Raw genomic sequence first — 19995 nt, forward strand, 5'->3', positions numbered from 1 at the left:
AATACCAAAGCTTGATTGCCCTTGGATCGACATATCGTTTTATACAGACGCCGTTCCCCTCACCAATCGGTATTTATATACGAAAAAAGCTGCCATAAGCAGCTTTTTACTTCAACCCATCTTCATTCATTACTTTATTGACTCAATGCACACTACCCTGAGAAGAACCATCCGTGTTAAAGACAGTTTCTTCCGTAGAAGTTGCCGCACGGGATAAATCACGAAGTGGATTACCTCCAACAAAAGCTCCTGGTGCAACATCCTTATGTACGACTGCTCCAGCAGCCACAACGGCTCCATCTCCTATGGTTACCCCGGGAAGAATCGTTGTGTTAGCACCAATCAGTACATTTTCCCCGATAATCACCTCACCGAGCCTGTACTCCTTAATGAGATACTCATGAGCGAGAATCGTTGTGTTGTAACCGATGACCGAGTTTTCGCCGACCGTTATTTTCTCCGGAAAAAACACATCCACCATCACCATCAGGCCAAAGGCCGTATGTTTTCCCACCTTCATACCGAGCATTCGGCGGTAAATCCAATTCTTCACCGATAGGATCGGACAATAGCGTGACAACTGGATCCAGATAAAATTACGAACGCCCTTCCACGGACTCACTGTCTTGTAGATATGCCAAAGTGCATTCTGGTCCTCTACCGGATAGCGGGTTACTTTTCTCATGAACGTCCCGTTTCAATACGGATGAGTTTCAACAAGTCTCTCATGTCATGCAACATATGATCGGGTCCATATCCGTTCAGGATTGTTTCCCCTTTAAGGGACCATGCAACCCCCGCCGAGAGTGCGCCCGCATTCTGTGCCGATTGGATATCCACTGGACTGTCACCCACCATTAACGTTTTGGCAGGATCTGCACTCAGTTCCGTCATCGCTTTCAGTACCGGTTCAGCGTGCGGCTTCGGATTCGTTACATCGGTCACTGTTACAATCGTCTTCATATACTTCAATAGGTCAAAACGCTCCAACACCTTTAATGTAGATGGACGAATCTTGGTTGTGACCACACCCATAACAATGCCAGCCTGATGCAGCGCCTCTACTACCTCAATAACATGTGGAAATGGTCTAACCATCGCTTCATGATGGATATCATTATAAGCACGGTAACCTTTCACGTACTCGGAGACTTCCTCCTGGCCAGAGAAAGTGCGCATTTGCTGCTCCAGTGTGCCACCCATATGTGGAATGATCTGTTCCCGAGTCCATGGAGCTGAATGCTTCCACCCCCCCATGACATGCTGGAATGAGCTGATAATCAACTCATTGGTGTCAATAATCGTTCCATCCAGATCAAACAATACCGTGTCAATCATGTTGCATTACTCCTTTTTATCATCAACTTGCTTGGATTCATCTTTGGCTGGAGGTGTTACCTTATTCTCTTTGCCAGCAACTGTTTCCGTATGCTCCATATCATCTGAGGTAACTTTGGACGATACAATCGGATCACTATAACGAACATCTGCTTTACCTGTCACTCTTCTCACCACAATGAATACAACAGCAACAATAATAATGCCAATCGCGAGTAGTTGCGAGATTCTTACGTTACCGTAAGCAGGATCAAGATATCCTTGTTCAAAGCCCATTGCAGTCATTGGAGACCATAGCCCGTTCACTAATGAAGCGCCCCATTGCGGAGCCTGGAAGCCAAGACTATCCGTACGTAGAGCTTCAATGAAGAAACGACCGATAGAGTACCAGATGAAATAAGACATGAACAGTTCGCCTGAACGCAGAAACTTCTGACGACGCAGAACCAAGAGTAAGACCAGACCAACGAGACTCCACATCGATTCATACAAAAACGCAGGATGGTGGAATACGCCTTCTACGTTCATTTGATTCACAATAAAGTCCGGCAGATGAAGCTTGTCTCTCAAAAATGATTCTTCTACAGGACCGCCGTAGGCTTCCTGATTCACAAAGTTCCCCCAGCGTCCGATCAACTGTCCAACGAGCAGTCCAGGCGCACAGATATCGGCCATACGCCAGAAGTTATATCCTTTACGACGGAAGAAAATAACTGCACAGATAATAGCACCAATAAGGGCACCATAGATGGCTATACCGCCATTCCATATTTTAAAGACATCCCAGAAATTATCTTTATAATCTTCCCATTTAAATGCGACGTAGTAGATGCGGGCACCAATGATGGCAGAAGGCACGCCCAGCAAGACCATGTCCATGAACACTTCCTGTGGAATATTGTATCGTTTGCCCTCCCGGATCACGAGCAGGAGTCCTATAAGTGCCGCGGCACCAAGAATAAGCCCGTACCAGTGAACCTTTAACGCTCCAATAGAGAACGCAATCGGGTTCAACAGTAATAATGTATCCATTCATTCACACTCCTATTTATTCAATCAATCGCACGCATGACGAATGGTTGGCATACACTGCGCCTTAAGAGAAGCAGTACATGTCAACCATTTATCTTCATTTCCTTGTATAAAATGTTTCTTAATCCATGTCTTCCATATCTTCCGAGATGGTTGCTGTCAGCTTATTCGTGAATTGCAGTGCAGCATTCAGACCCATCTGTTTCAGGCGATAGTTCATACCTGCCACTTCAATAATAACCGCCAAGTTCCGTCCCGGACGAACAGGAATCGTAACGAGAGGTACATCCGTATCAATGATACGTGTAGTCTCTTCATCCAGACCCAGACGATCATATTGTTTATCCTGCTGCCATGCTTCCAGACGTACAACCAAAGTAATCCGTTTGTTATTCCGAACCGCACCAGCCCCGAATAATGTCATGACGTTGATAATACCGACACCTCGAATCTCGAGCAAGTGGCGGATCAATTCAGGTGCAGTACCGTGCAACTGAAAATCTGACGTTTGGCGGATCTCTACCGCATCATCGGCAATCAGTCGGTGTCCACGTTTCACCAGTTCAAGCGCTGTTTCACTCTTACCAATACCGCTGCTACCTGTAATCAGCATACCTACGCCATAGACATCACAAAGTACACCGTGAATGGTTGCTGTTGGTGCCAATTTCTTTTCCAGGAATCCCGTGATCCGGCTGGATAGAATCGTAGTAGCCATGTTGCTGCGAAGTACAGCCAGATTCTGCTCTTCACTGATATCAATCAGCTCTTGCGGAACTTCCAGTCCACGCGTGACAACGATACAAGGCGTCTCTTCCGTACAAAGACGTTGCATACGATCGCGCCGCTCTTGCTCAGGTAACATTGCAAAGAAAGCTAATTCCGTTCTTCCAAGCAGCTGTACCCGTTCTTGTGGATGGTATTCAAAATAACCGGCCATTTCCAGACCAGGACGGTTCAGGTCATCTACCGTAATGACTCTTTTCAATCCGTGAGATCCAGAAACAACCTCCAACTGAAATTGCTGCACCAGTTCAGATACTTTCACTTTTTTCGCCATTTGTCTCTTCCTTTCAGCATTAGCTGTCCCTCTATGTACATCAGATCGTGTATCAGTTATTTCCATTATTAGCGCATTCACAACATGGGGTACAGAATGCATACCCTTCCAACAGTCGATTCTCTCAAATATATGAAGACAGACCTTCAAATAATCTTAAATGAATTCCGGGATGAATGCAATCGCAGCCTCCGACAACCATTAGTAAGAAAAGTCTTCTGATCGAAGCACCTTCTAGGATACTACACTCGTAGTTTAAGGGGTGTTTTTCTTACGATTATTAATCCTTCAACTCTGCCGAAACTTATAAATTCATTAATCTTAAAAAAGCCCCTTCCAGCAATAACGGAAGGGGCTCTCATTACAATGTATAATTGCGTTAACTGTCAGGTTCCATCGTCACCGAGGAATCCCAGTATTATTTGTCTTGAAGAAGTACGTTCACTTCAGTCTCTTTGTCAAAGATATGAACTTTGTTCATGTCGATGGCCATTTTAACTGTAGAACCATCACGAGTGTTAGAACGTCCGTCTACACGTGCGATCGTTGTATCATTACCAACACCGCTCAAGTAGAGGAGCATTTCGTGACCCAGGTTCTCTGTAACATCTACGTGTGTAGAGAATACAGAGTTCGGGGATGCTTCCAGGAATACTGGCTCTTCGTGAATGTCTTCTGGACGAACACCCAGAATCACTTCTTTACCAATGTATCCTCTAGATTTCAACACTTGTGCTTTACCTTGCGGGATTTCAACATCCACACCAGGAGCTATGAAATGCATGCTAGTACCTTGCTCAGCGAGTTTACCCGAGATAAAGTTCATTGTCGGGGAACCGATGAAACCAGCTACGAACAGGTTAGCCGGCAGGTTATACAACTCTTCCGGAGAAGCTGCTTGTTGGATGATACCATCCTTCATAACAACGATCCGATCACCCATCGTCATAGCTTCGATCTGGTCATGCGTTACGTAGATAACAGTTGTTTCCAAACGTTTCGCAAGTTTAGTGATCTCAGCACGCATTTGACCACGCAGTTTGGCATCCAAGTTGGAGAGAGGCTCATCCATCAAGAACACTTGTGGATCACGGACAATCGCACGTCCCAAAGCGACACGTTGACGTTGACCACCGGACAATGCCTTAGGTTTACGCTCAAGCAAATGTTCGATATCCAGGATTTTAGCTGCTTCACGTACACGTTTGTCGATCTCATCTTTTTTAACCTTACGCAATTTCAAACCAAACGCCATGTTTTGATATACGCTCATATGCGGATACAAGGCATAGGATTGGAATACCATCGCGATATCGCGGTCTTTAGGTGCAACATCATTAACGACACGGTCACCGATATAGAGTTTACCTTCAGAAATTTCCTCAAGGCCTGCGATCATACGAAGTGTTGTTGATTTACCACAACCGGACGGACCTACCAGTACCAGAAATTCTTTATCTTTAATGTCCAGGTTAATGTCAACTACAGTTGCTTTATCAGAACCCGGGTATTTTTTGAAAATATGCTCTAAACGTACTCCAGCCATGATTGTTGCCTCCTCAGAGATCATTTTGTAATCGAATACAATTTGTATTTTTATAATACCCTATCTACGTGAGGTTTGACTATTCGCAAACTGCACAAAAATATCAATGCTTTTTCGTCACTTTGTACATTAGTAGTAAAAACTGCACTAGAACAGCACTTTCGAAGTGCCTCACATCGTAACCAATCTCCTGTTTTATCTTGTCCAGACGATAAACCAACGTATTACGATGAATGAAAAGTCGTTTCGCTGTCTCGCTGACATTACAGTCCAGGCTAAAAAAGGTCTCCAGCGTAGCAAGTGTCTCACTGTCATTGAAGATTACCGTGTCTTTACCAGTTTCCTTTATAAAACGTATACGTTGATCATCTGGAATGCTCGCTACCAACCTCTCCAGGTGAAGATCCCATGAGAGATGAATATGCTGCGTAACATGGAATGCTCTCCCTAAGTGAACACTTTCTTTAAGAAGAACTGTGACCGATACAAGTTGTTGCGCAGGAATGCATGGCAGAGATGCAGACAGATGGAACACCCCAGCCCACTCACTGGCAACCAATTCATGTAACCCCAGACAAAAAGCGTTCAGTGAATCCTTTTTGGCTTCCGTTGTATCTTCCTCGGCTTCTTCTGTAACAATTTCTTTATCACCCATGAAAATCCACTCTTGCTCCCCCAAAGGAATCAAGACTATCTCCTCGCCAAAGTAACTCTCAAGCAACTTGTTGAGTTCCTTGGATCGTAAACGATGTGCATCCGGTGTATCCCCTTGCAGCAAGAAGAGAATCTTCTCAGCATTTAATCCTGCGGGCACCACAAAGCGATCAGGAACCACTTCAGATTCCTGCTTGGTTGGTTCTTCGATCTGCTCTTTAAGCCAGAGACCCAATTCAGTCAAATACTGCTCCCTATCATTCTCATATACAACAGGTTGTACCTCATCGGGTAGAGCCGTGTTAGTACGGATCAAAAGCTCAATCAATTGTCGTGTCTCCACGGTAATAGATTTTGCAGGGCATCCCCAACACACGACAGTCTCTTCTTGCTCATTCATCCGAACCTTAAAAAATATACGCTTTCCCGTATTCAAACTGATCACATCGGATGAAATTGGAGATGCAGATTGATCAGATAACTCCTGATGCTCACCCTCATCACCAAAGATCTCTGAATTTTCATGTCGACCAACCAGATTCGCAACGGATTGCATCCATTCTTCTATTGTAATTTCATATTCGTCCAAATTTGTGCCTATAATGACTTCAATTTGCTGTTTTAGATCAGGTATGAGCTTCATATAATGAACGTCACCACTCTGCATGTTTTCTATTAGTTTATCATATCTTGCCCAGCATTAATAAATATCCATATTGAGCTAAAATTACATAACAAAAAAAGAGCAACTAATCAAATTAATGATTAATCACTCTTTTCTTAAAGATGAGTCATGAAGGGCTCGAACCTTCGACACCCTGATTAAAAGTCAGGTGCTCTACCAACTGAGCTAATGACTCATAAAACTGGTGGAGGATGATGGATTCGAACCACCGAACCCGTACGGGAGCAGATTTACAGTCTGATGCGTTTGGCCACTTCGCTAATCCTCCAGGGATTAAAGGTGGCTCGGGACGGAATCGAACCGCCGACACGAGGATTTTCAGTCCTCTGCTCTACCGACTGAGCTACCGAGCCATATTTAATTTTTAGGATTAATGGCGGAACCGACGGGATTCGAACCCGCGATCTCCTGCGTGACAGGCAGGCATGTTAGGCCAACTACACCACGGTTCCAGGCATTAATGGTGCCGGCGAGAGGACTTGAACCCCCAACCTACTGATTACAAGTCAGTTGCTCTACCAGTTGAGCTACACCGGCGTATATGGTGGAGGCTGAGGGGATCGAACCCCCGACCCTCTGCTTGTAAGGCAGATGCTCTCCCAGCTGAGCTAAGCCTCCTGGGTAATATGGTAGCGGCGGAGGGGATCGAACCCCCGACCTTACGGGTATGAACCGTACGCTCTAGCCAGCTGAGCTACACCGCCATATTAATTGTGTCTTGATTGCTTGTCCATCTTTAGGTAAAGATGGCGGAGAGAGAGGGATTCGAACCCTCGCACCGCTTACGCAGTCTAACCCCTTAGCAGAGGGTCCCCTTATAGCCACTTGGGTATCTCTCCAACTAACAATCATCAACATCATTCAAGGATTGCTCCCTGAAAACTAGATTCGAAACGAAACATGCGATTTAGAACTTGCTATTGGATAAGCCCTCGACCGATTAGTACTGGTCAGCTCCATGCATTGCTGCACTTCCACCCCCAGCCTATCTACCTCGTCGTCTTCAAGGGGTCTTACATACTGGGAAATCTCATCTTGAGGGGGGCTTCACGCTTAGATGCTTTCAGCGTTTATCCCGTCCGTACATAGCTACCCAGCGGTGCTCCTGGCGGAACAACTGGTACACCAGCGGTACGTCCATCCCGGTCCTCTCGTACTAAGGACAGCTCCTCTCAAATTTCCTACGCCCACGACAGATAGGGACCGAACTGTCTCACGACGTTCTGAACCCAGCTCGCGTACCGCTTTAATGGGCGAACAGCCCAACCCTTGGGACCTACTTCAGCCCCAGGATGCGATGAGCCGACATCGAGGTGCCAAACCTCCCCGTCGATGTGGACTCTTGGGGGAGATAAGCCTGTTATCCCCAGGGTAGCTTTTATCCGTTGAGCGATGGCCCTTCCATGCGGTACCACCGGATCACTAAGCCCGACTTTCGTCCCTGCTCGACTTGTAGGTCTCGCAGTCAAGCTCCCTTATGCCTTTGCACTCTTCGAATGATTTCCAACCATTCTGAGGGAACCTTTGGGCGCCTCCGTTACTCTTTAGGAGGCGACCGCCCCAGTCAAACTGCCCACCTGACACTGTCCCCGCACCGGATTACGGTACCAGGTTAGAACCTAGATACGATCAGGGTGGTATCCCAACGTTGCCTCCACGCAAGCTGGCGCTCACGTTTCAAAGGCTCCCACCTATCCTGTACAGATCGTACCCAAATTCAATATCAAGCTGCAGTAAAGCTCCATGGGGTCTTTCCGTCTTGTCGCGGGTAACCTGCATCTTCACAGGTATTAAAATTTCACCGGATCTCTCGTTGAGACAGCGCCCAAGTCGTTACGCCATTCGTGCGGGTCAGAATTTACCTGACAAGGAATTTCGCTACCTTAGGACCGTTATAGTTACGGCCGCCGTTTACTGGGGCTTCGGTTCACAGCTTCGGATTGCTCCTAACCACTCCCCTTAACCTTCCAGCACCGGGCAGGCGTCAGCCCGTATACTTCGCCTTACGGCTTCGCACAGACCTGTGTTTTTGCTAAACAGTCGCTTGGGCCTTTTCACTGCGGCCCCCTCGTGCTATTCACACTACCGGGGCACCCCTTCTCCCGAAGTTACGGGGTCATTTTGCCGAGTTCCTTAACGAGAGTTCTTCCGCGCGCCTTAGAATACTCTTCTCGCCTACCTGTGTCGGTTTGCGGTACGGGCACCATCACCTGGCTAGAGGCTTTTCTTGGCAGTGTGAGATCATGACCTTCGCTACTATAATTTTCGCTCCCCATCACAGCTCAGCCTTACAATGTGCGGATTTGCCTACACATCAGCCTTACTGCTTAGACGGACATCCATCAGTCCGCGTCACTACCCTACTGCGTCCCCCCATTGCTCATAACGGCTTACGGTGGTACAGGAATTTCGACCTGTTGTCCTTCGACTACGCCTTTCGGCCTCGCCTTAGGTCCCGACTTACCCTGAGCGGACGAGCCTTCCTCAGGAACCCTTAGGCTTTCGGCGGATCAGATTCTCACTGATCTTTTCGTTACTCATACCGGCATTCTCACTTGTATAATGTCCAGCGCTCCTTACGGTACACCTTCAACCCTTATACAACGCTCCCCTACCCCTGATGCAAAGCATCAAGCCATAGCTTCGGTGGTGTGTTTAGCCCCGTTACATTTTCGGCGCAGAGTCACTCGACCAGTGAGCTATTACGCACTCTTTCAATGATGGCTGCTTCTAAGCCAACATCCTGGTTGTCTGTGCAACTCCACATCCTTTCCCACTTAACACACACTTGGGGACCTTAGCTGATGGTCTGGGCTGTTTCCCTTTTGACAATGGATCTTAGCACTCACTGTCTGACTCCCGGAAGTAAGTCTATGGCATTCGGAGTTTGACTGAGCTTGGTAACCCTTGCGGGCCCCGCACCCAATCAGTGCTCTACCTCCACGACTCTGTTTTCCGAGGCTAGCCCTAAAGCTATTTCGGGGAGAACCAGCTATCTCCGAGTTCGATTGGAATTTCTCCGCTACCCCCACCTCATCCCCGCATTTTTCAACATGCGTGGGTTCGGGCCTCCAGTGCGTGTTACCGCACCTTCACCCTGGACAGGGGTAGATCACCCGGTTTCGGGTCTACGTCCACGTACTAATTCGCCCTATTCAGACTCGCTTTCGCTGCGGCTCCGGCTCTTCACCTTAACCTTGCACGGGAACGTAACTCGCCGGTTCATTCTACAAAAGGCACGCCATCACCCCTAAAACGGGCTCTGACTTTTTGTAAGCACACGGTTTCAGGTTCTATTTCACTCCCCTTCCGGGGTGCTTTTCACCTTTCCCTCACGGTACTGCTTCACTATCGGTCGCTAGGAAGTATTTAGCCTTGGCAGATGGTCCTGCCGGATTCATACGGGGTTTCACGTGCCCCGCACTACTCGGGATCCGTCTCGGAGGGAACAGACTTTCAACTACAGGGCTTTTACCTTCTTTGGCGGGCCTTTCCAGACCTCTTCGCTTAACCGGTTCCTTTGTAACTCCATGTGAGACGTCCCACAACCCCAAAGAGCAAGCTCTCTGGTTTGGGCTTCTCCGCGTTCGCTCGCCGCTACTGACGGAATCACTATTGTTTTCTCTTCCTCAGGGTACTTAGATGTTTCAGTTCCCCTGGTATGCCTCTGCATAACCTATGTATTCAGTTATGAGTAACTGGAAATTACCCCAGCTGGGTTTCCCCATTCGGACACCCCCGGATCAAAGCTTGCTTACAGCTCCCCGAGGCAGTTTCGTTGTTCGCCACGTCCTTCATCGGCTCCTAGCGCCTAGGCATCCTCCGTGTGCTCTTAGTAGCTTAACCATTTTGTTCCGGTTTCGGTCGCTCCCCTTGTTTTGCTTGCGCAAAGCCAAAAGTCGCTCTCACCCGATACCCTCACAAAAGCAATTTAACTACCTTTATACACTTGACTTGTTTGCACAAGTTCAGCTTAAAGGAATGTTCTAATTCGCGTTTGTTTCGTTTCGATATCTAGTTTTCAAAGAACAAACTTGTAAAACATTTTTGGTGGAGCCAAGCGGGATCGAACCGCTGACCTCCTGCTTGCAAGGCAGGCGCTCTCCCAGCTGAGCTATGGCCCCATATAAAGTTTAAAGGTATAGATGGTGGGCCCTGGTGGACTCGAACCACCGGCCTCACCCTTATCAGAGGTGCGCTCTAACCAACTGAGCTAAGGGCCCACATTACATATACTATTCGAACCCAAAATGGGTTACGCTTGGCGGCGTTCTACTCTCCCAGGACCCTGCGGTCCAAGTACCATCGACGCTGAAGGGCTTAACGGTCGTGTTCGGGATGGGAACGTGTGGAACCCCTTCGCTATCGCCACCAAACGTTTGAGAGTTTAAGCTCTCAAAACTGAGCAACGAGTGAGTAACTAGCCGACCTGGCTAGATTTTGTATTTGAATGTTTCCACTCGGGAAACGATTCTCCATAGAAAGGAGGTGATCCAGCCGCACCTTCCGATACGGCTACCTTGTTACGACTTCACCCCAATCATCTATCCCACCTTCGGCGGCTGGCTCCTTGCGGTTACCCCACCGACTTCGGGTGTTATAAACTCTCGTGGTGTGACGGGCGGTGTGTACAAGACCCGGGAACGTATTCACCGCGGCATGCTGATCCGCGATTACTAGCAATTCCGACTTCATGCAGGCGAGTTGCAGCCTGCAATCCGAACTGAGACCGGCTTTGTTGGGATTGGCTCCATCTCGCGATTTCGCAGCCCGTTGTACCGGCCATTGTAGTACGTGTGTAGCCCAGGTCATAAGGGGCATGATGATTTGACGTCATCCCCACCTTCCTCCGGTTTGTCACCGGCAGTCTATCTAGAGTGCCCATCCGAAATGCTGGCAACTAAATATAAGGGTTGCGCTCGTTGCGGGACTTAACCCAACATCTCACGACACGAGCTGACGACAACCATGCACCACCTGTCTTGAATGTTCCGAAGAAAAGGTACATCTCTGCACCGGTCATTCAGATGTCAAGACCTGGTAAGGTTCTTCGCGTTGCTTCGAATTAAACCACATACTCCACTGCTTGTGCGGGTCCCCGTCAATTCCTTTGAGTTTCAGTCTTGCGACCGTACTCCCCAGGCGGAGTGCTTAATGTGTTAACTTCGGCACCAAGGGTATCGAAACCCCTAACACCTAGCACTCATCGTTTACGGCGTGGACTACCAGGGTATCTAATCCTGTTTGCTCCCCACGCTTTCGCGCCTCAGCGTCAGTTACAGCCCAGAGAGTCGCCTTCGCCACTGGTGTTCCTCCACATATCTACGCATTTCACCGCTACACGTGGAATTCCACTCTCCTCTTCTGCACTCAAGTCACCCAGTTTCCAGTGCGATCCGGGGTTGAGCCCCGGGATTAAACACCAGACTTAAATGACCGCCTGCGCGCGCTTTACGCCCAATAATTCCGGACAACGCTTGCCCCCTACGTATTACCGCGGCTGCTGGCACGTAGTTAGCCGGGGCTTTCTTCTCAGGTACCGTCACCTTGAGAGCAGTTACTCTCCCAAGCGTTCTTCCCTGGCAACAGAGCTTTACGATCCGAAAACCTTCATCACTCACGCGGCATTGCTCCGTCAGGCTTTCGCCCATTGCGGAAGATTCCCTACTGCTGCCTCCCGTAGGAGTCTGGGCCGTGTCTCAGTCCCAGTGTGGCCGATCACCCTCTCAGGTCGGCTACGCATCGTCGCCTTGGTGAGCCGTTACCTCACCAACTAGCTAATGCGCCGCAGGCCCATCCCCAAGTGACAGATTGCTCCGTCTTTCCAGTTCTCTTCAGGCGAAGAAAACAATTATTCGGTATTAGCTACCGTTTCCGGTAGTTGTCCCAAACTTGAGGGCAGGTTGCCTACGTGTTACTCACCCGTCCGCCGCTAACCATCAGAGAAGCAAGCTTCTCTTCAAGTCCGCTCGACTTGCATGTATTAGGCATGCCGCCAGCGTTCGTCCTGAGCCAGGATCAAACTCTCCAATAAAGTATTGAAAAGAGCGATAAGCTCATTTTGAATCTGACGAGATTAAAAATCTCATTTGTGCTCCAGTCGATTCAAGCCAAGGCTTGTCTCAAACTTTTGCGTTCATTCTGCAAGCAGAATGTTTACTCACTCGTTGTTCAGTTTTCAAAGATCAAACTCGTTTTTTCGTCACCATTTTCTCTCAGCGGCGACTTTTATAATATATCATACTTCGTTTGTTTTGGTCAAGTGTTTTTTTGAAATTCTTTTTCGAAGTTCGTAATGAACTCCTTGATTTCATCTAAAGCATCTAACCAAGCAAGCAAAGCAACGAGATATAATGTACCATATAAATATCCTGCGAGTCAACTATCCGAACAAAGAAATTTTCAGCCCTAATAATAGCCCCACACCTGGCAATCCCAAAACAGTTACAGTCCCTATCGTTGCAGGGTTCAGCGGGATGTAGGTTCCTGTAATCCAGCCGGAATAATTCACGATATATATCCCTACTGCAGCCAGCACCAGATGAATTCCAAATGACGTGAAAAACGATAACCCTATCCGCTTTCTGAATAAAATAACGATAAGCCCCAGTAACGATATAACCAATACACTTCCCAGTATAATACTCTTCATATGTTTCACCTCCGTGTTTAATGTAAACGTGACTCTACATACTAACCCCTCGCTGTGATGTAACATCATCATTAGCTCTGGCTCGCTTTGCTCTTCTCAAGTGGATCTGGTACTTCCGCTCAGCTGCCTCCAATACATAAATAGCATAATCAATCTCATCCTGTCCCTGTGCATCTTCAAACTGTCTCATAGCCCGTTCCCATTCCTGCTTAGCCATCTGAATATCTGCATAGATCTGATCCGCCTCAAGTTCCTTCAACATTCTGTTGTGTTTCTCTACCGAGTTCCGTGTGTTTCGCCACAAAAACATAATCTCTCCCCCTCCTGATCAGCACAGCATATTCTCATACTTATCAGGGAAAGGACAAACTTAGAACTCGGACATTCATTTTTTCCATAAAAAAAAAAAGAGAGCCCTAAGGCTCTCTTTGCATATCGAAACTTATTTAGCATCCGAAGTTTCCAAGGAAGTCCGCTGCGTAATACAAATTGATCACACTAACGCATCTCCCTGCGACCTTCCAACGCTTTGGAAAGGGTCACTTCATCCGCATACTCAAGATCGCCCCCTACAGGCAATCCATGCGCAATACGAGTCACACTGATCTCAAACGGACGCACCAACCGGGAGATATACATCGCTGTAGCCTCACCCTCAATGTTGGGGTTCGTTGCCAAGATGATCTCTTTTATACGTTCATCACTTAATCGAACCAGGAGTTCCTTCAAACGAATATCGTCTGGGCCAATTCCCTCCATAGGTGAAATCGCGCCCTGTAACACATGATAGTACCCATCGAATTCCTTGGTGCGCTCCATGGCCACCAGATCTTTCGAATCCTGAACTACACAGATAACAGATACATCCCTGGACTTATCCTGACAGATGCGACATGGGTCCGTATCAGTAATATTACAACATACAGAACAGTAATGAAGATTACGCTTCACACTAACGAGCGCTTTGGCAAAATCGATAACGTCATCTTCCTTCATGTTAAGCACATGAAAAGCTAAACGCGCTGCCGTCTTGGGACCCACACCCGGCAACCGGGTGAAGGCATCAATCAGCTTGGCTATTGGTTCGGGATAATACAATCGATTGTGTCTCCTTTGACAGGATCAATTTTTTAATTAAAATAATCCCGGAATATTCATGCCGCCTGTGAACTTGCCCATATCCTTGTTGGCAATCTCATCGGCTTTGGCCATAGCATCATTAACAGCTGTCATAACGAGATCCTGCAACATTTCAACATCTTCCGGATCTACCGCTTCAGGTTTGATCGTGATAGCAAGCAATTTCTTGTGTCCGTTAACTTCAGCCGTCACTACACCGCCACCAGAAGTACCTTGGACTGTTTTGTCCGCCAGTTCCTCTTGTGCTTTCAGCATTTGCTCCTGCATTTTCTTCACTTGTTTCATCATTTGGTTCATGTTGTTCATAATTGTTCATCTCCTTTGTTATGTTTATCGCGCTATGCGCATTATTCTTTGATCACTACAAGATCCTCACCAAAGAGCTGGATGGCTTCATCAATCCAAGGCTGTTTGTTGCCTGAACCGCCGTCTTCATGCTCAGGTTCAAGCTTAAAGTCCTCCTTTGGCGCTTCAGAAGCTCCCTCCATTGCTCCGGTCCAATCTTTGAGCATCATCGTCACCAATCGTGCCGAACGCCCAAGATGTTCCGACAACACCCGCTCAATGACTTCGCGGTTAGCCTGCTTCTCCGTCGTTTCACGGTGAATATTGTTTTTAAAAGCAACCAACACATTGTCTTCAAGCAATGATACCGGCTCACCATCCACAAACCAGGCGTGAACGGTAACCCGCTCTTCCTTCACTCGTTGCAGGATCTGACTCCATTTTTTGCTGATCTCTGCGAACTCAGGGGCTCCCTTGCGCGCAACATACTGATCCAACTGTGCAGGAAGCTTCGCAGGTGAATTGCCTCTCGATACCGGCGCTCTTGTTGCCGGGCGAGATGGAGCACTCGATGAACCTTCTCCACCAGACAAACCACTTTTCAGTGCACGATCCAACTTCTTCTCCAACTCAGCAAGCTGCTGCTTCAAGCGGTTGATCTCTCCCCCATCAGCAGGTGCTGCATGAGCTGAAGCTCCCACCTGAACAGAAGCCTCACCTTGAGCTGGAATACTACACAGTTTAAGCAATGCAACTTCAAATAATGTCTGTGGTTGTACTGCATATTTCATTTCACTCTGGTACCGATTAAGGGTGTCAATCATGTGGAACAGTTGTTCCTTGGTGAATGACTCCGCCATATCACGGAAAGACTCCGGATTAAGTACCCGGTCCGTCAGTTTATCTGCATCAGGTACCATCTTAATCATAAGCAAATCACGGAAATAATACAGTAAATTCTCCATGCACTTGTCTGCACTCTTTCCTTCATGCATGAAACCTTCAATCATCTGCAAAATATGACCAACATCACCTTTGAGCAGCGAAGCAGCCAGTTTGGCAAATTGCTCTGAAGCAATTCCACCCGTCATGTCCATAACCTGCTGGTACGTTACTCGTCCATCCGTAAATGAAGAGATCTGATCCAGCACACTAAGTGCATCCCTCATTCCACCGTCCGATAAACGGGCAATGTATTGGAGCGCATCCTGGTCAGCTTCCATGCCTTCCTGTTCACAGATCAGTGTAAGTCTCGCTGTCTGCTCTTCCAGGGACACCCGACGAAAATCAAATCGCTGACAGCGCGATATAATGGTAGCCGGAAGGCGGTGCGGTTCCGTTGTTGCCAAAATAAACATCACATGTGGTGGTGGCTCTTCCAATGTTTTAAGCAAAGCATTGAATGCCTCCGTTGTCAGCATGTGCACTTCATCAATAATATAGACTTTCTGCCGGACTTCGGTTGGCGCATATTTAACCTTTTCCCGAAGATCACGGATTTCTTCAACGCCCCGATTGGATGCAGCATCAATCTCTTGCACATCCATCACAGCGCCAGTCGTAATTCTGCGGCAAGCTTCACACTCGTTACAAGGTTCAGGCGCAGGCCCACGTTCGCAGTTCACAGCTTTGGCCAAAATCTTGGCGGCACTTGTCTTTCCCGTTCCTCTGGGCCCGCTAAATAAGTAGGCATGGGAAGTCCGCTGTTCACGAATCGCGTTCTGCAAGGTCTGAATAATATGCTGTTGCCCCACCATATCTTGAAACGACTGGGGACGCCAAGCCCGGTATAACGCGATATGCTCCATGATGCGTTACCTTCCTTCCACTTCGCATTCGAGTCCTTTGTCGTTCCCCTATTATACTATATTCTAGGGTGAATCCAAACTTTATCTGACTCATTCATGCGTGGTTTATTAAGACATATCAAAAAGACCTCTGCATACATACAACTGCAAAGGTCTCTACATTTAAAAGGTAAGCCGTGCACCTGCTATCGATATTTGCGATCCAAGTGGCACCCCTGAACAATAGCTCGGGCTAGGCAACCCTCCGGCACAAGAGTGATCTCACTTATGGCTGCTTCCTTCCGGACCTGACCAGGTTCATGAGTACTCATTGCGGAGGACCCAACCGTCAACACCACGTTTAGGGACCAAACCTCACATCGGCAAAACCTCTAGCAGGAATTCAACCTCGCTATAGCGGATTGCGAGTTACAGGGCACCGCTACCTCCCCATCTAGCACGGTAAGAAATAGTATAACGTAAGGTTATCCAAATTGCAACCAGAGGAACGTGAATGCGATTATGCTTAACATATAACATATAAAAACCCCTGCCAGATCAGCAGAGGTGTGTTGGATGCAATTAGCAGACAACTCCAAGAATTGTCCAATTAGATTCCGTATTTCTTTTTGAAACGATCAACACGGCCGCCAGCATCGATAAACTTCTGTTTACCTGTGAAGAACGGGTGGCACGCGGAGCAAATCTCTACACGAAGTCCGTCTTTAACCGAACCTGTCTCAAAAGTATTCCCGCAAGCGCAAGATACTTGACCAATCGTGTAATTAGGATGAATTGCTTCTTTCATTACCTTTCACCTCTTTCCGCCCTGAGCCTCAAGCGGACCCAGAGTAAATGGCACAACCCTGAGATTATAACACGACCTTGTGCCTGTTGCAATCCTTATTGTTAAGAGGTAATCAACCGTTTTGGACGTGCCATTCCAGCTGGCGGAACATGGGTGTACGATCCGATCACAACATCAGGCAACTCGTCTTCAAAAATCTCAATCATCTGCTTCATGCCCAAGATATCACCTTGAGCAGGAGGAATTAATTCCAGATAGCTCTCTGGATCAATATTGAGATTACGCATCTGAATCAAGCGTAGATCGGTTCTTCTCGCAAACTCAATCATCGCCTCAATCTCTTCTTCACGATCTGTTACACCTGGGAAGATCAGATAGTTAATGGACGTGTATACACCCTGCTGCGCTGCGTATTTCATCGACTTCTCAACATTGGCTAAGGTATAACCACGTGGTTTATAGTAGGCGTTATAATGGTCATCCAGTGCACTAATTGTACTTACGCGCATCAGATCCAATCCAGCATCTACAATACCTCTAATGTGATCATTCAGACCGGCATTGGTATTAATGTTGATATACCCCATGTCCGTTACGGAACGCACTTCGCGAATCGCTTCAATAATCAGCTTGGCCTGTGTGGAAGGCTCCCCTTCACAACCTTGTCCAAAACTAATGATGGACTCCGGCGTCTTCAAGTGTTCCAGCATAACCTCCACAATCTCATCCACACGTGGTCGGAAGTTCATACGTGTCTGCGGGGAAACAAAGCCGCTATCATCCGGTTGCTCGGAGATACACCCGAAACAGCCCGCATTGCAAGAATAGGATACCGGCACTCCACCTTCCCAACGATTCAGGAACGTGTTTGATGAAGTTAGACATTCATATCCAAGCGCACAGTTGGATAGATGGGTGTAAAGTCGGTTCTCGGGGTATTGCTCCGTCAATCTTTTGACCCCGGAACGCACATCGTCACGATCACAGTTGAGTGGATTCCATTTTTCAGGACTATCCGATTTCGAAGCGGTGACATAGAAACCGCCATCTTTCCAGACTACTGCGGAATAACCGAACAAAGGCAACTTATACTCCTTATCCGTCTTCACGTATCCAGGGAGACACAAACGAGTGAATCCCTGTGGAAGCAAAGCACCTACAGCCTGTGTGTCCGTTGGCATTGGCAACATCTCACCGGTATCCGGGTCCATACCAATGGGCCGGGTACTCGGGAGTCCAACCAAGGTTGCACCTTCTGGCAGAGGAATCAACTCATCCTCCATAATCTCAACGATCATATCTCCACTGCGGGCAAGCCCGTACAGGGAAGGATGATCAAATACATTACCTTTTTCATCTGCGTATACTAAATACATGATGTTCTCCTCACATCTAATGGGTTAAACCTAACGACGAGTGTATTGTAAAATTCACAGCAACGCTGTAAAAGTATGTTATTGGTCGAACGACACTTACGTCGATGTACCTGACGTTGCTGTCTGTCTAGGTGAGCGACGGGTTGTTGTTGTACCCGAATTGCTTGTCGGGCTATTACCAGCCGAATCAAATGCGGCCAAAAACTCTGCATTTGTCTTACTGTTACGAAGTTTTTTCAGGAATCCTTCAACAAAGTCATGGGAATCATTCATGTTTTTACGAATTGCCCAGATTGTATCCAACTCTTCCTTGCTCAGCAACACTTCTTCACGACGTGTACCCGAACGACGAATGTCGATCGCCGGGAATATGCGGCGCTCTGCCAGACGACGGTCCAGATGGAGCTCCATGTTACCTGTACCCTTAAACTCTTCATAAATGACGTCATCCATACGTGATCCAGTATCAATTAATGCCGTTGCCAAGATAGTCAGGCTTCCGCCTTCTTCCACATTCCGAGCAGAACCAAAGAAACGTTTCGGACGATGGAACGCAGCTGGATCAATACCACCACTAAGTGTACGACCGGATGGTGGAATAACCAGGTTATATGCACGGGCAAGACGTGTAATGCTATCCAGCAGGATAACAACATCTTTTTTGGCCTCAACCAGACGAAGCGCACGCTCAAGCACCAATTCCGCCACCTTGATATGATTCTCAGGCAGTTCATCAAATGTCGAAGCCACAACTTCCCCTTTTACCGAACGCGACATATCCGTTACTTCCTCTGGACGTTCATCAATCAACAGGACAAACAGTTCAATTTCAGGATTGTTAGTTGAGATGCTGTTGGCAATTTCTTTGAGGAGAAGCGTTTTACCCGCTTTGGGAGGTGCTACGATCAATCCGCGCTGTCCCAATCCTACCGGGGCGAGCACATCCATAATGCGTGTGGACAAATGGTTGGGGGATGTTTCGAGAACCAGTTTTTTCTGCGGATACAGTGGGGTTAGTGCCGGGAAGTGAAGTCGCTCTGCAGCCGCCGATGGATTCTCACCATTTACAGCGTTGACTTGCAACAAACCGAAGTATCTCTCGTTTTCCTTAGGCGTTCTACACTTACCAGATACGAGGTCACCTGTTCTTAGGTCAAACTTGCGAATCTGAGAAGCTGAGATGTAGATGTCTTCCGTACTTGGCAAGTAGTTGATAGGTCTTAAGAATCCGTAACCTTCAGGTAAAATCTCGAGTACGCCTTGCATGAACATCAGGCCACTCTGTTCAGCTTGTGCACGTAGTATAGCAAAGATTAATTCTTTCTTTTTTAACGTACCATAGTAAGGTATCTGATATTTTTTGGCCAGTTTGTAGAGGTCCGTTAGTTTCATTTCTTCCAAATCGGAAATTTGTAGATCCATATAATAACCACCTATTCAATTAATAAGTCCGTGTGAAATGGATAGTTTCGCTAGATGTTCCGGCTATAGAGAGTGGCGTCTGCCACAATCCCTTCTGTCCATTGTACGGAATGTAACCGTTATAATGCAAATACTTGTCTTTGAGTGTAAGTTTCCGGGTGGGATGGCCAACATTCGGCAAGATCCGCTATTGAGTGAACGATGCATTGA

The 19995-nt window shown here is 47.4% G+C and carries 14 protein-coding genes, 10 tRNA genes, 3 rRNA genes and 1 other RNA gene; all 28 read right to left on the bottom strand.

Features of this window, described 5'->3' with window-relative positions; genetic code table 11:
* Positions 1 to 142 precede the first annotated feature (142 nt).
* The 28 genes from MHB71_RS24420 to rho all read right to left on the bottom strand — a co-directional run bounded on the left by MHB71_RS24420 (position 143) and on the right by rho (position 19785).
* Positions 143 to 685, bottom strand: a complete 543-nt coding sequence (locus MHB71_RS24420; protein ID WP_076254316.1) for a DapH/DapD/GlmU-related protein — start codon at positions 683 to 685, stop codon at positions 143 to 145.
* Positions 682 to 1338, bottom strand: a complete 657-nt coding sequence (gene ppaX, locus MHB71_RS24425) for a pyrophosphatase PpaX (protein ID WP_127546290.1) — start codon at positions 1336 to 1338, stop codon at positions 682 to 684. Before ppaX ends, MHB71_RS24420 begins: the two co-directional genes overlap by 4 nt.
* A 6-nt stretch (positions 1339 to 1344) precedes the next feature.
* Entirely contained in the window at positions 1345 to 2370 is a 1026-nt protein-coding gene (gene lgt, locus MHB71_RS24430; protein WP_340027936.1) for a prolipoprotein diacylglyceryl transferase, read from the bottom strand.
* A 121-nt stretch (positions 2371 to 2491) separates the two neighbouring features.
* Positions 2492 to 3430 (bottom strand): HPr(Ser) kinase/phosphatase, encoded by a 939-nt coding sequence (hprK, locus tag MHB71_RS24435; RefSeq protein ID WP_017691278.1) that lies wholly within the window; start codon positions 3428 to 3430, stop codon positions 2492 to 2494.
* Positions 3431 to 3848: 418 nt separating this feature from the next.
* Positions 3849 to 4976 (bottom strand): sn-glycerol-3-phosphate ABC transporter ATP-binding protein UgpC, encoded by a 1128-nt coding sequence (gene ugpC / locus MHB71_RS24440; RefSeq protein WP_017691279.1) that lies wholly within the window; start codon positions 4974 to 4976, stop codon positions 3849 to 3851.
* Positions 4977 to 5079: 103 nt separating this feature from the next.
* Entirely contained in the window at positions 5080 to 6273 is a 1194-nt protein-coding gene (locus tag MHB71_RS24445) for a helix-turn-helix domain-containing protein (RefSeq protein WP_340027937.1), read from the bottom strand.
* Between the two features lie 144 nt (positions 6274 to 6417).
* Positions 6418 to 6490 (bottom strand) — tRNA-Lys (locus tag MHB71_RS24450).
* A gap of 7 nt (positions 6491 to 6497) precedes the next feature.
* Positions 6498 to 6583 (bottom strand) — tRNA-Tyr (locus MHB71_RS24455).
* A 12-nt stretch (positions 6584 to 6595) separates the two neighbouring features.
* Positions 6596 to 6668: transfer RNA gene (locus MHB71_RS24460), tRNA-Phe, on the bottom strand.
* 21 nt (positions 6669 to 6689) lie between these two features.
* Positions 6690 to 6767: transfer RNA gene (locus tag MHB71_RS24465), tRNA-Asp, on the bottom strand.
* A gap of 9 nt (positions 6768 to 6776) precedes the next feature.
* A tRNA-Thr gene (locus MHB71_RS24470) sits at positions 6777 to 6852 on the bottom strand.
* A 5-nt stretch (positions 6853 to 6857) separates the two neighbouring features.
* Positions 6858 to 6933, bottom strand: a tRNA-Val gene (locus tag MHB71_RS24475).
* A 9-nt stretch (positions 6934 to 6942) separates the two neighbouring features.
* Positions 6943 to 7019 (bottom strand) — tRNA-Met (locus MHB71_RS24480).
* Between the two features lie 43 nt (positions 7020 to 7062).
* Positions 7063 to 7154, bottom strand: a tRNA-Ser gene (locus MHB71_RS24485).
* Positions 7155 to 7235: 81 nt separating this feature from the next.
* A 23S ribosomal RNA gene (locus tag MHB71_RS24490) occupies positions 7236 to 10161 on the bottom strand.
* 202 nt (positions 10162 to 10363) lie between these two features.
* A tRNA-Ala gene (locus MHB71_RS24495) sits at positions 10364 to 10439 on the bottom strand.
* Between the two features lie 22 nt (positions 10440 to 10461).
* A tRNA-Ile gene (locus tag MHB71_RS24500) sits at positions 10462 to 10538 on the bottom strand.
* Positions 10539 to 10574: 36 nt separating this feature from the next.
* Positions 10575 to 10691: ribosomal RNA gene (rrf, locus tag MHB71_RS24505) — 5S ribosomal RNA — on the bottom strand.
* Positions 10692 to 10796: 105 nt separating this feature from the next.
* Positions 10797 to 12349, bottom strand: a 16S ribosomal RNA gene (locus MHB71_RS24510).
* The 16S, 23S and 5S rRNA genes sit together here with 10 tRNA genes alongside, the layout of an rRNA operon.
* A gap of 348 nt (positions 12350 to 12697) precedes the next feature.
* Positions 12698 to 12967, bottom strand: a complete 270-nt coding sequence (locus MHB71_RS24515; RefSeq protein WP_036607241.1) for a pro-sigmaK processing inhibitor BofA family protein — start codon at positions 12965 to 12967, stop codon at positions 12698 to 12700.
* A gap of 34 nt (positions 12968 to 13001) precedes the next feature.
* Positions 13002 to 13277 carry a DUF2508 family protein gene (locus tag MHB71_RS24520; RefSeq protein WP_036607244.1) on the bottom strand — a complete coding sequence of 92 codons (276 nt, stop codon included), beginning with the start codon at positions 13275 to 13277 and terminating at the stop codon, positions 13002 to 13004.
* 188 nt (positions 13278 to 13465) lie between these two features.
* Positions 13466 to 14065: a recombination mediator RecR gene (gene recR / locus MHB71_RS24525; protein ID WP_036607246.1), complete on the bottom strand. Its 600-nt coding sequence runs from the start codon at positions 14063 to 14065 to the stop codon at positions 13466 to 13468.
* Positions 14066 to 14101: 36 nt separating this feature from the next.
* Positions 14102 to 14413 (bottom strand): YbaB/EbfC family nucleoid-associated protein, encoded by a 312-nt coding sequence (locus MHB71_RS24530; protein WP_036607248.1) that lies wholly within the window; start codon positions 14411 to 14413, stop codon positions 14102 to 14104.
* A 41-nt stretch (positions 14414 to 14454) separates the two neighbouring features.
* A complete protein-coding gene (dnaX, locus tag MHB71_RS24535) occupies positions 14455 to 16200 on the bottom strand; it encodes a DNA polymerase III subunit gamma/tau (protein WP_036607251.1) in 1746 nt (581 codons plus the stop codon).
* Positions 16201 to 16374: 174 nt separating this feature from the next.
* Positions 16375 to 16642: signal recognition particle sRNA large type (gene ffs / locus MHB71_RS24540), an RNA gene on the bottom strand.
* 147 nt (positions 16643 to 16789) lie between these two features.
* Positions 16790 to 16987, bottom strand: coding sequence for a 50S ribosomal protein L31 (gene rpmE / locus MHB71_RS24545; protein WP_036607255.1), 198 nt, complete (start codon positions 16985 to 16987; stop codon positions 16790 to 16792).
* 101 nt (positions 16988 to 17088) lie between these two features.
* Entirely contained in the window at positions 17089 to 18363 is a 1275-nt protein-coding gene (locus MHB71_RS24550) for a radical SAM protein (protein WP_074092949.1), read from the bottom strand.
* A 96-nt stretch (positions 18364 to 18459) separates the two neighbouring features.
* Positions 18460 to 19785, bottom strand: coding sequence for a transcription termination factor Rho (gene rho / locus MHB71_RS24555; protein ID WP_036607258.1), 1326 nt, complete (start codon positions 19783 to 19785; stop codon positions 18460 to 18462).
* Positions 19786 to 19995: the final 210 nt, after the last annotated feature.

The sequence above is a fragment of the Paenibacillus sp. FSL H7-0940 genome (assembly GCF_037979415.1).
In the GTDB taxonomy this organism is placed as follows: Bacteria; Bacillota; Bacilli; order Paenibacillales; family Paenibacillaceae; genus Paenibacillus; species Paenibacillus amylolyticus.

Excerpts from the sequence above, each read along its gene's own strand:
- MHB71_RS24420 (WP_076254316.1), bottom strand. The coding sequence starts at position 685 with ATGAGAAAAGTAACCCGCTATCCGGTAGAGGACCAGAATGCACTTTGG.
- ppaX (WP_127546290.1), bottom strand. The coding sequence starts at position 1,338 with ATGATTGACACGGTATTGTTTGATCTGGATGGAACGATTATTGACACC.
- lgt (WP_340027936.1), bottom strand. The coding sequence starts at position 2,370 with ATGGATACATTATTACTGTTGAACCCGATTGCGTTCTCTATTGGAGCG.
- hprK (WP_017691278.1), bottom strand. The coding sequence starts at position 3,430 with ATGGCGAAAAAAGTGAAAGTATCTGAACTGGTGCAGCAATTTCAGTTG.
- ugpC (WP_017691279.1), bottom strand. The coding sequence starts at position 4,976 with ATGGCTGGAGTACGTTTAGAGCATATTTTCAAAAAATACCCGGGTTCT.
- MHB71_RS24445 (WP_340027937.1), bottom strand. The coding sequence starts at position 6,273 with ATGAAGCTCATACCTGATCTAAAACAGCAAATTGAAGTCATTATAGGC.
- MHB71_RS24515 (WP_036607241.1), bottom strand. The coding sequence starts at position 12,967 with ATGAAGAGTATTATACTGGGAAGTGTATTGGTTATATCGTTACTGGGG.
- MHB71_RS24520 (WP_036607244.1), bottom strand. The coding sequence starts at position 13,277 with ATGTTTTTGTGGCGAAACACACGGAACTCGGTAGAGAAACACAACAGA.
- MHB71_RS24530 (WP_036607248.1), bottom strand. The coding sequence starts at position 14,413 with ATGAACAACATGAACCAAATGATGAAACAAGTGAAGAAAATGCAGGAG.
- dnaX (WP_036607251.1), bottom strand. The coding sequence starts at position 16,200 with ATGGAGCATATCGCGTTATACCGGGCTTGGCGTCCCCAGTCGTTTCAA.
- rpmE (WP_036607255.1), bottom strand. The coding sequence starts at position 16,987 with ATGAAAGAAGCAATTCATCCTAATTACACGATTGGTCAAGTATCTTGC.
- MHB71_RS24550 (WP_074092949.1), bottom strand. The coding sequence starts at position 18,363 with ATGTATTTAGTATACGCAGATGAAAAAGGTAATGTATTTGATCATCCT.
- rho (WP_036607258.1), bottom strand. The coding sequence starts at position 19,785 with ATGGATCTACAAATTTCCGATTTGGAAGAAATGAAACTAACGGACCTC.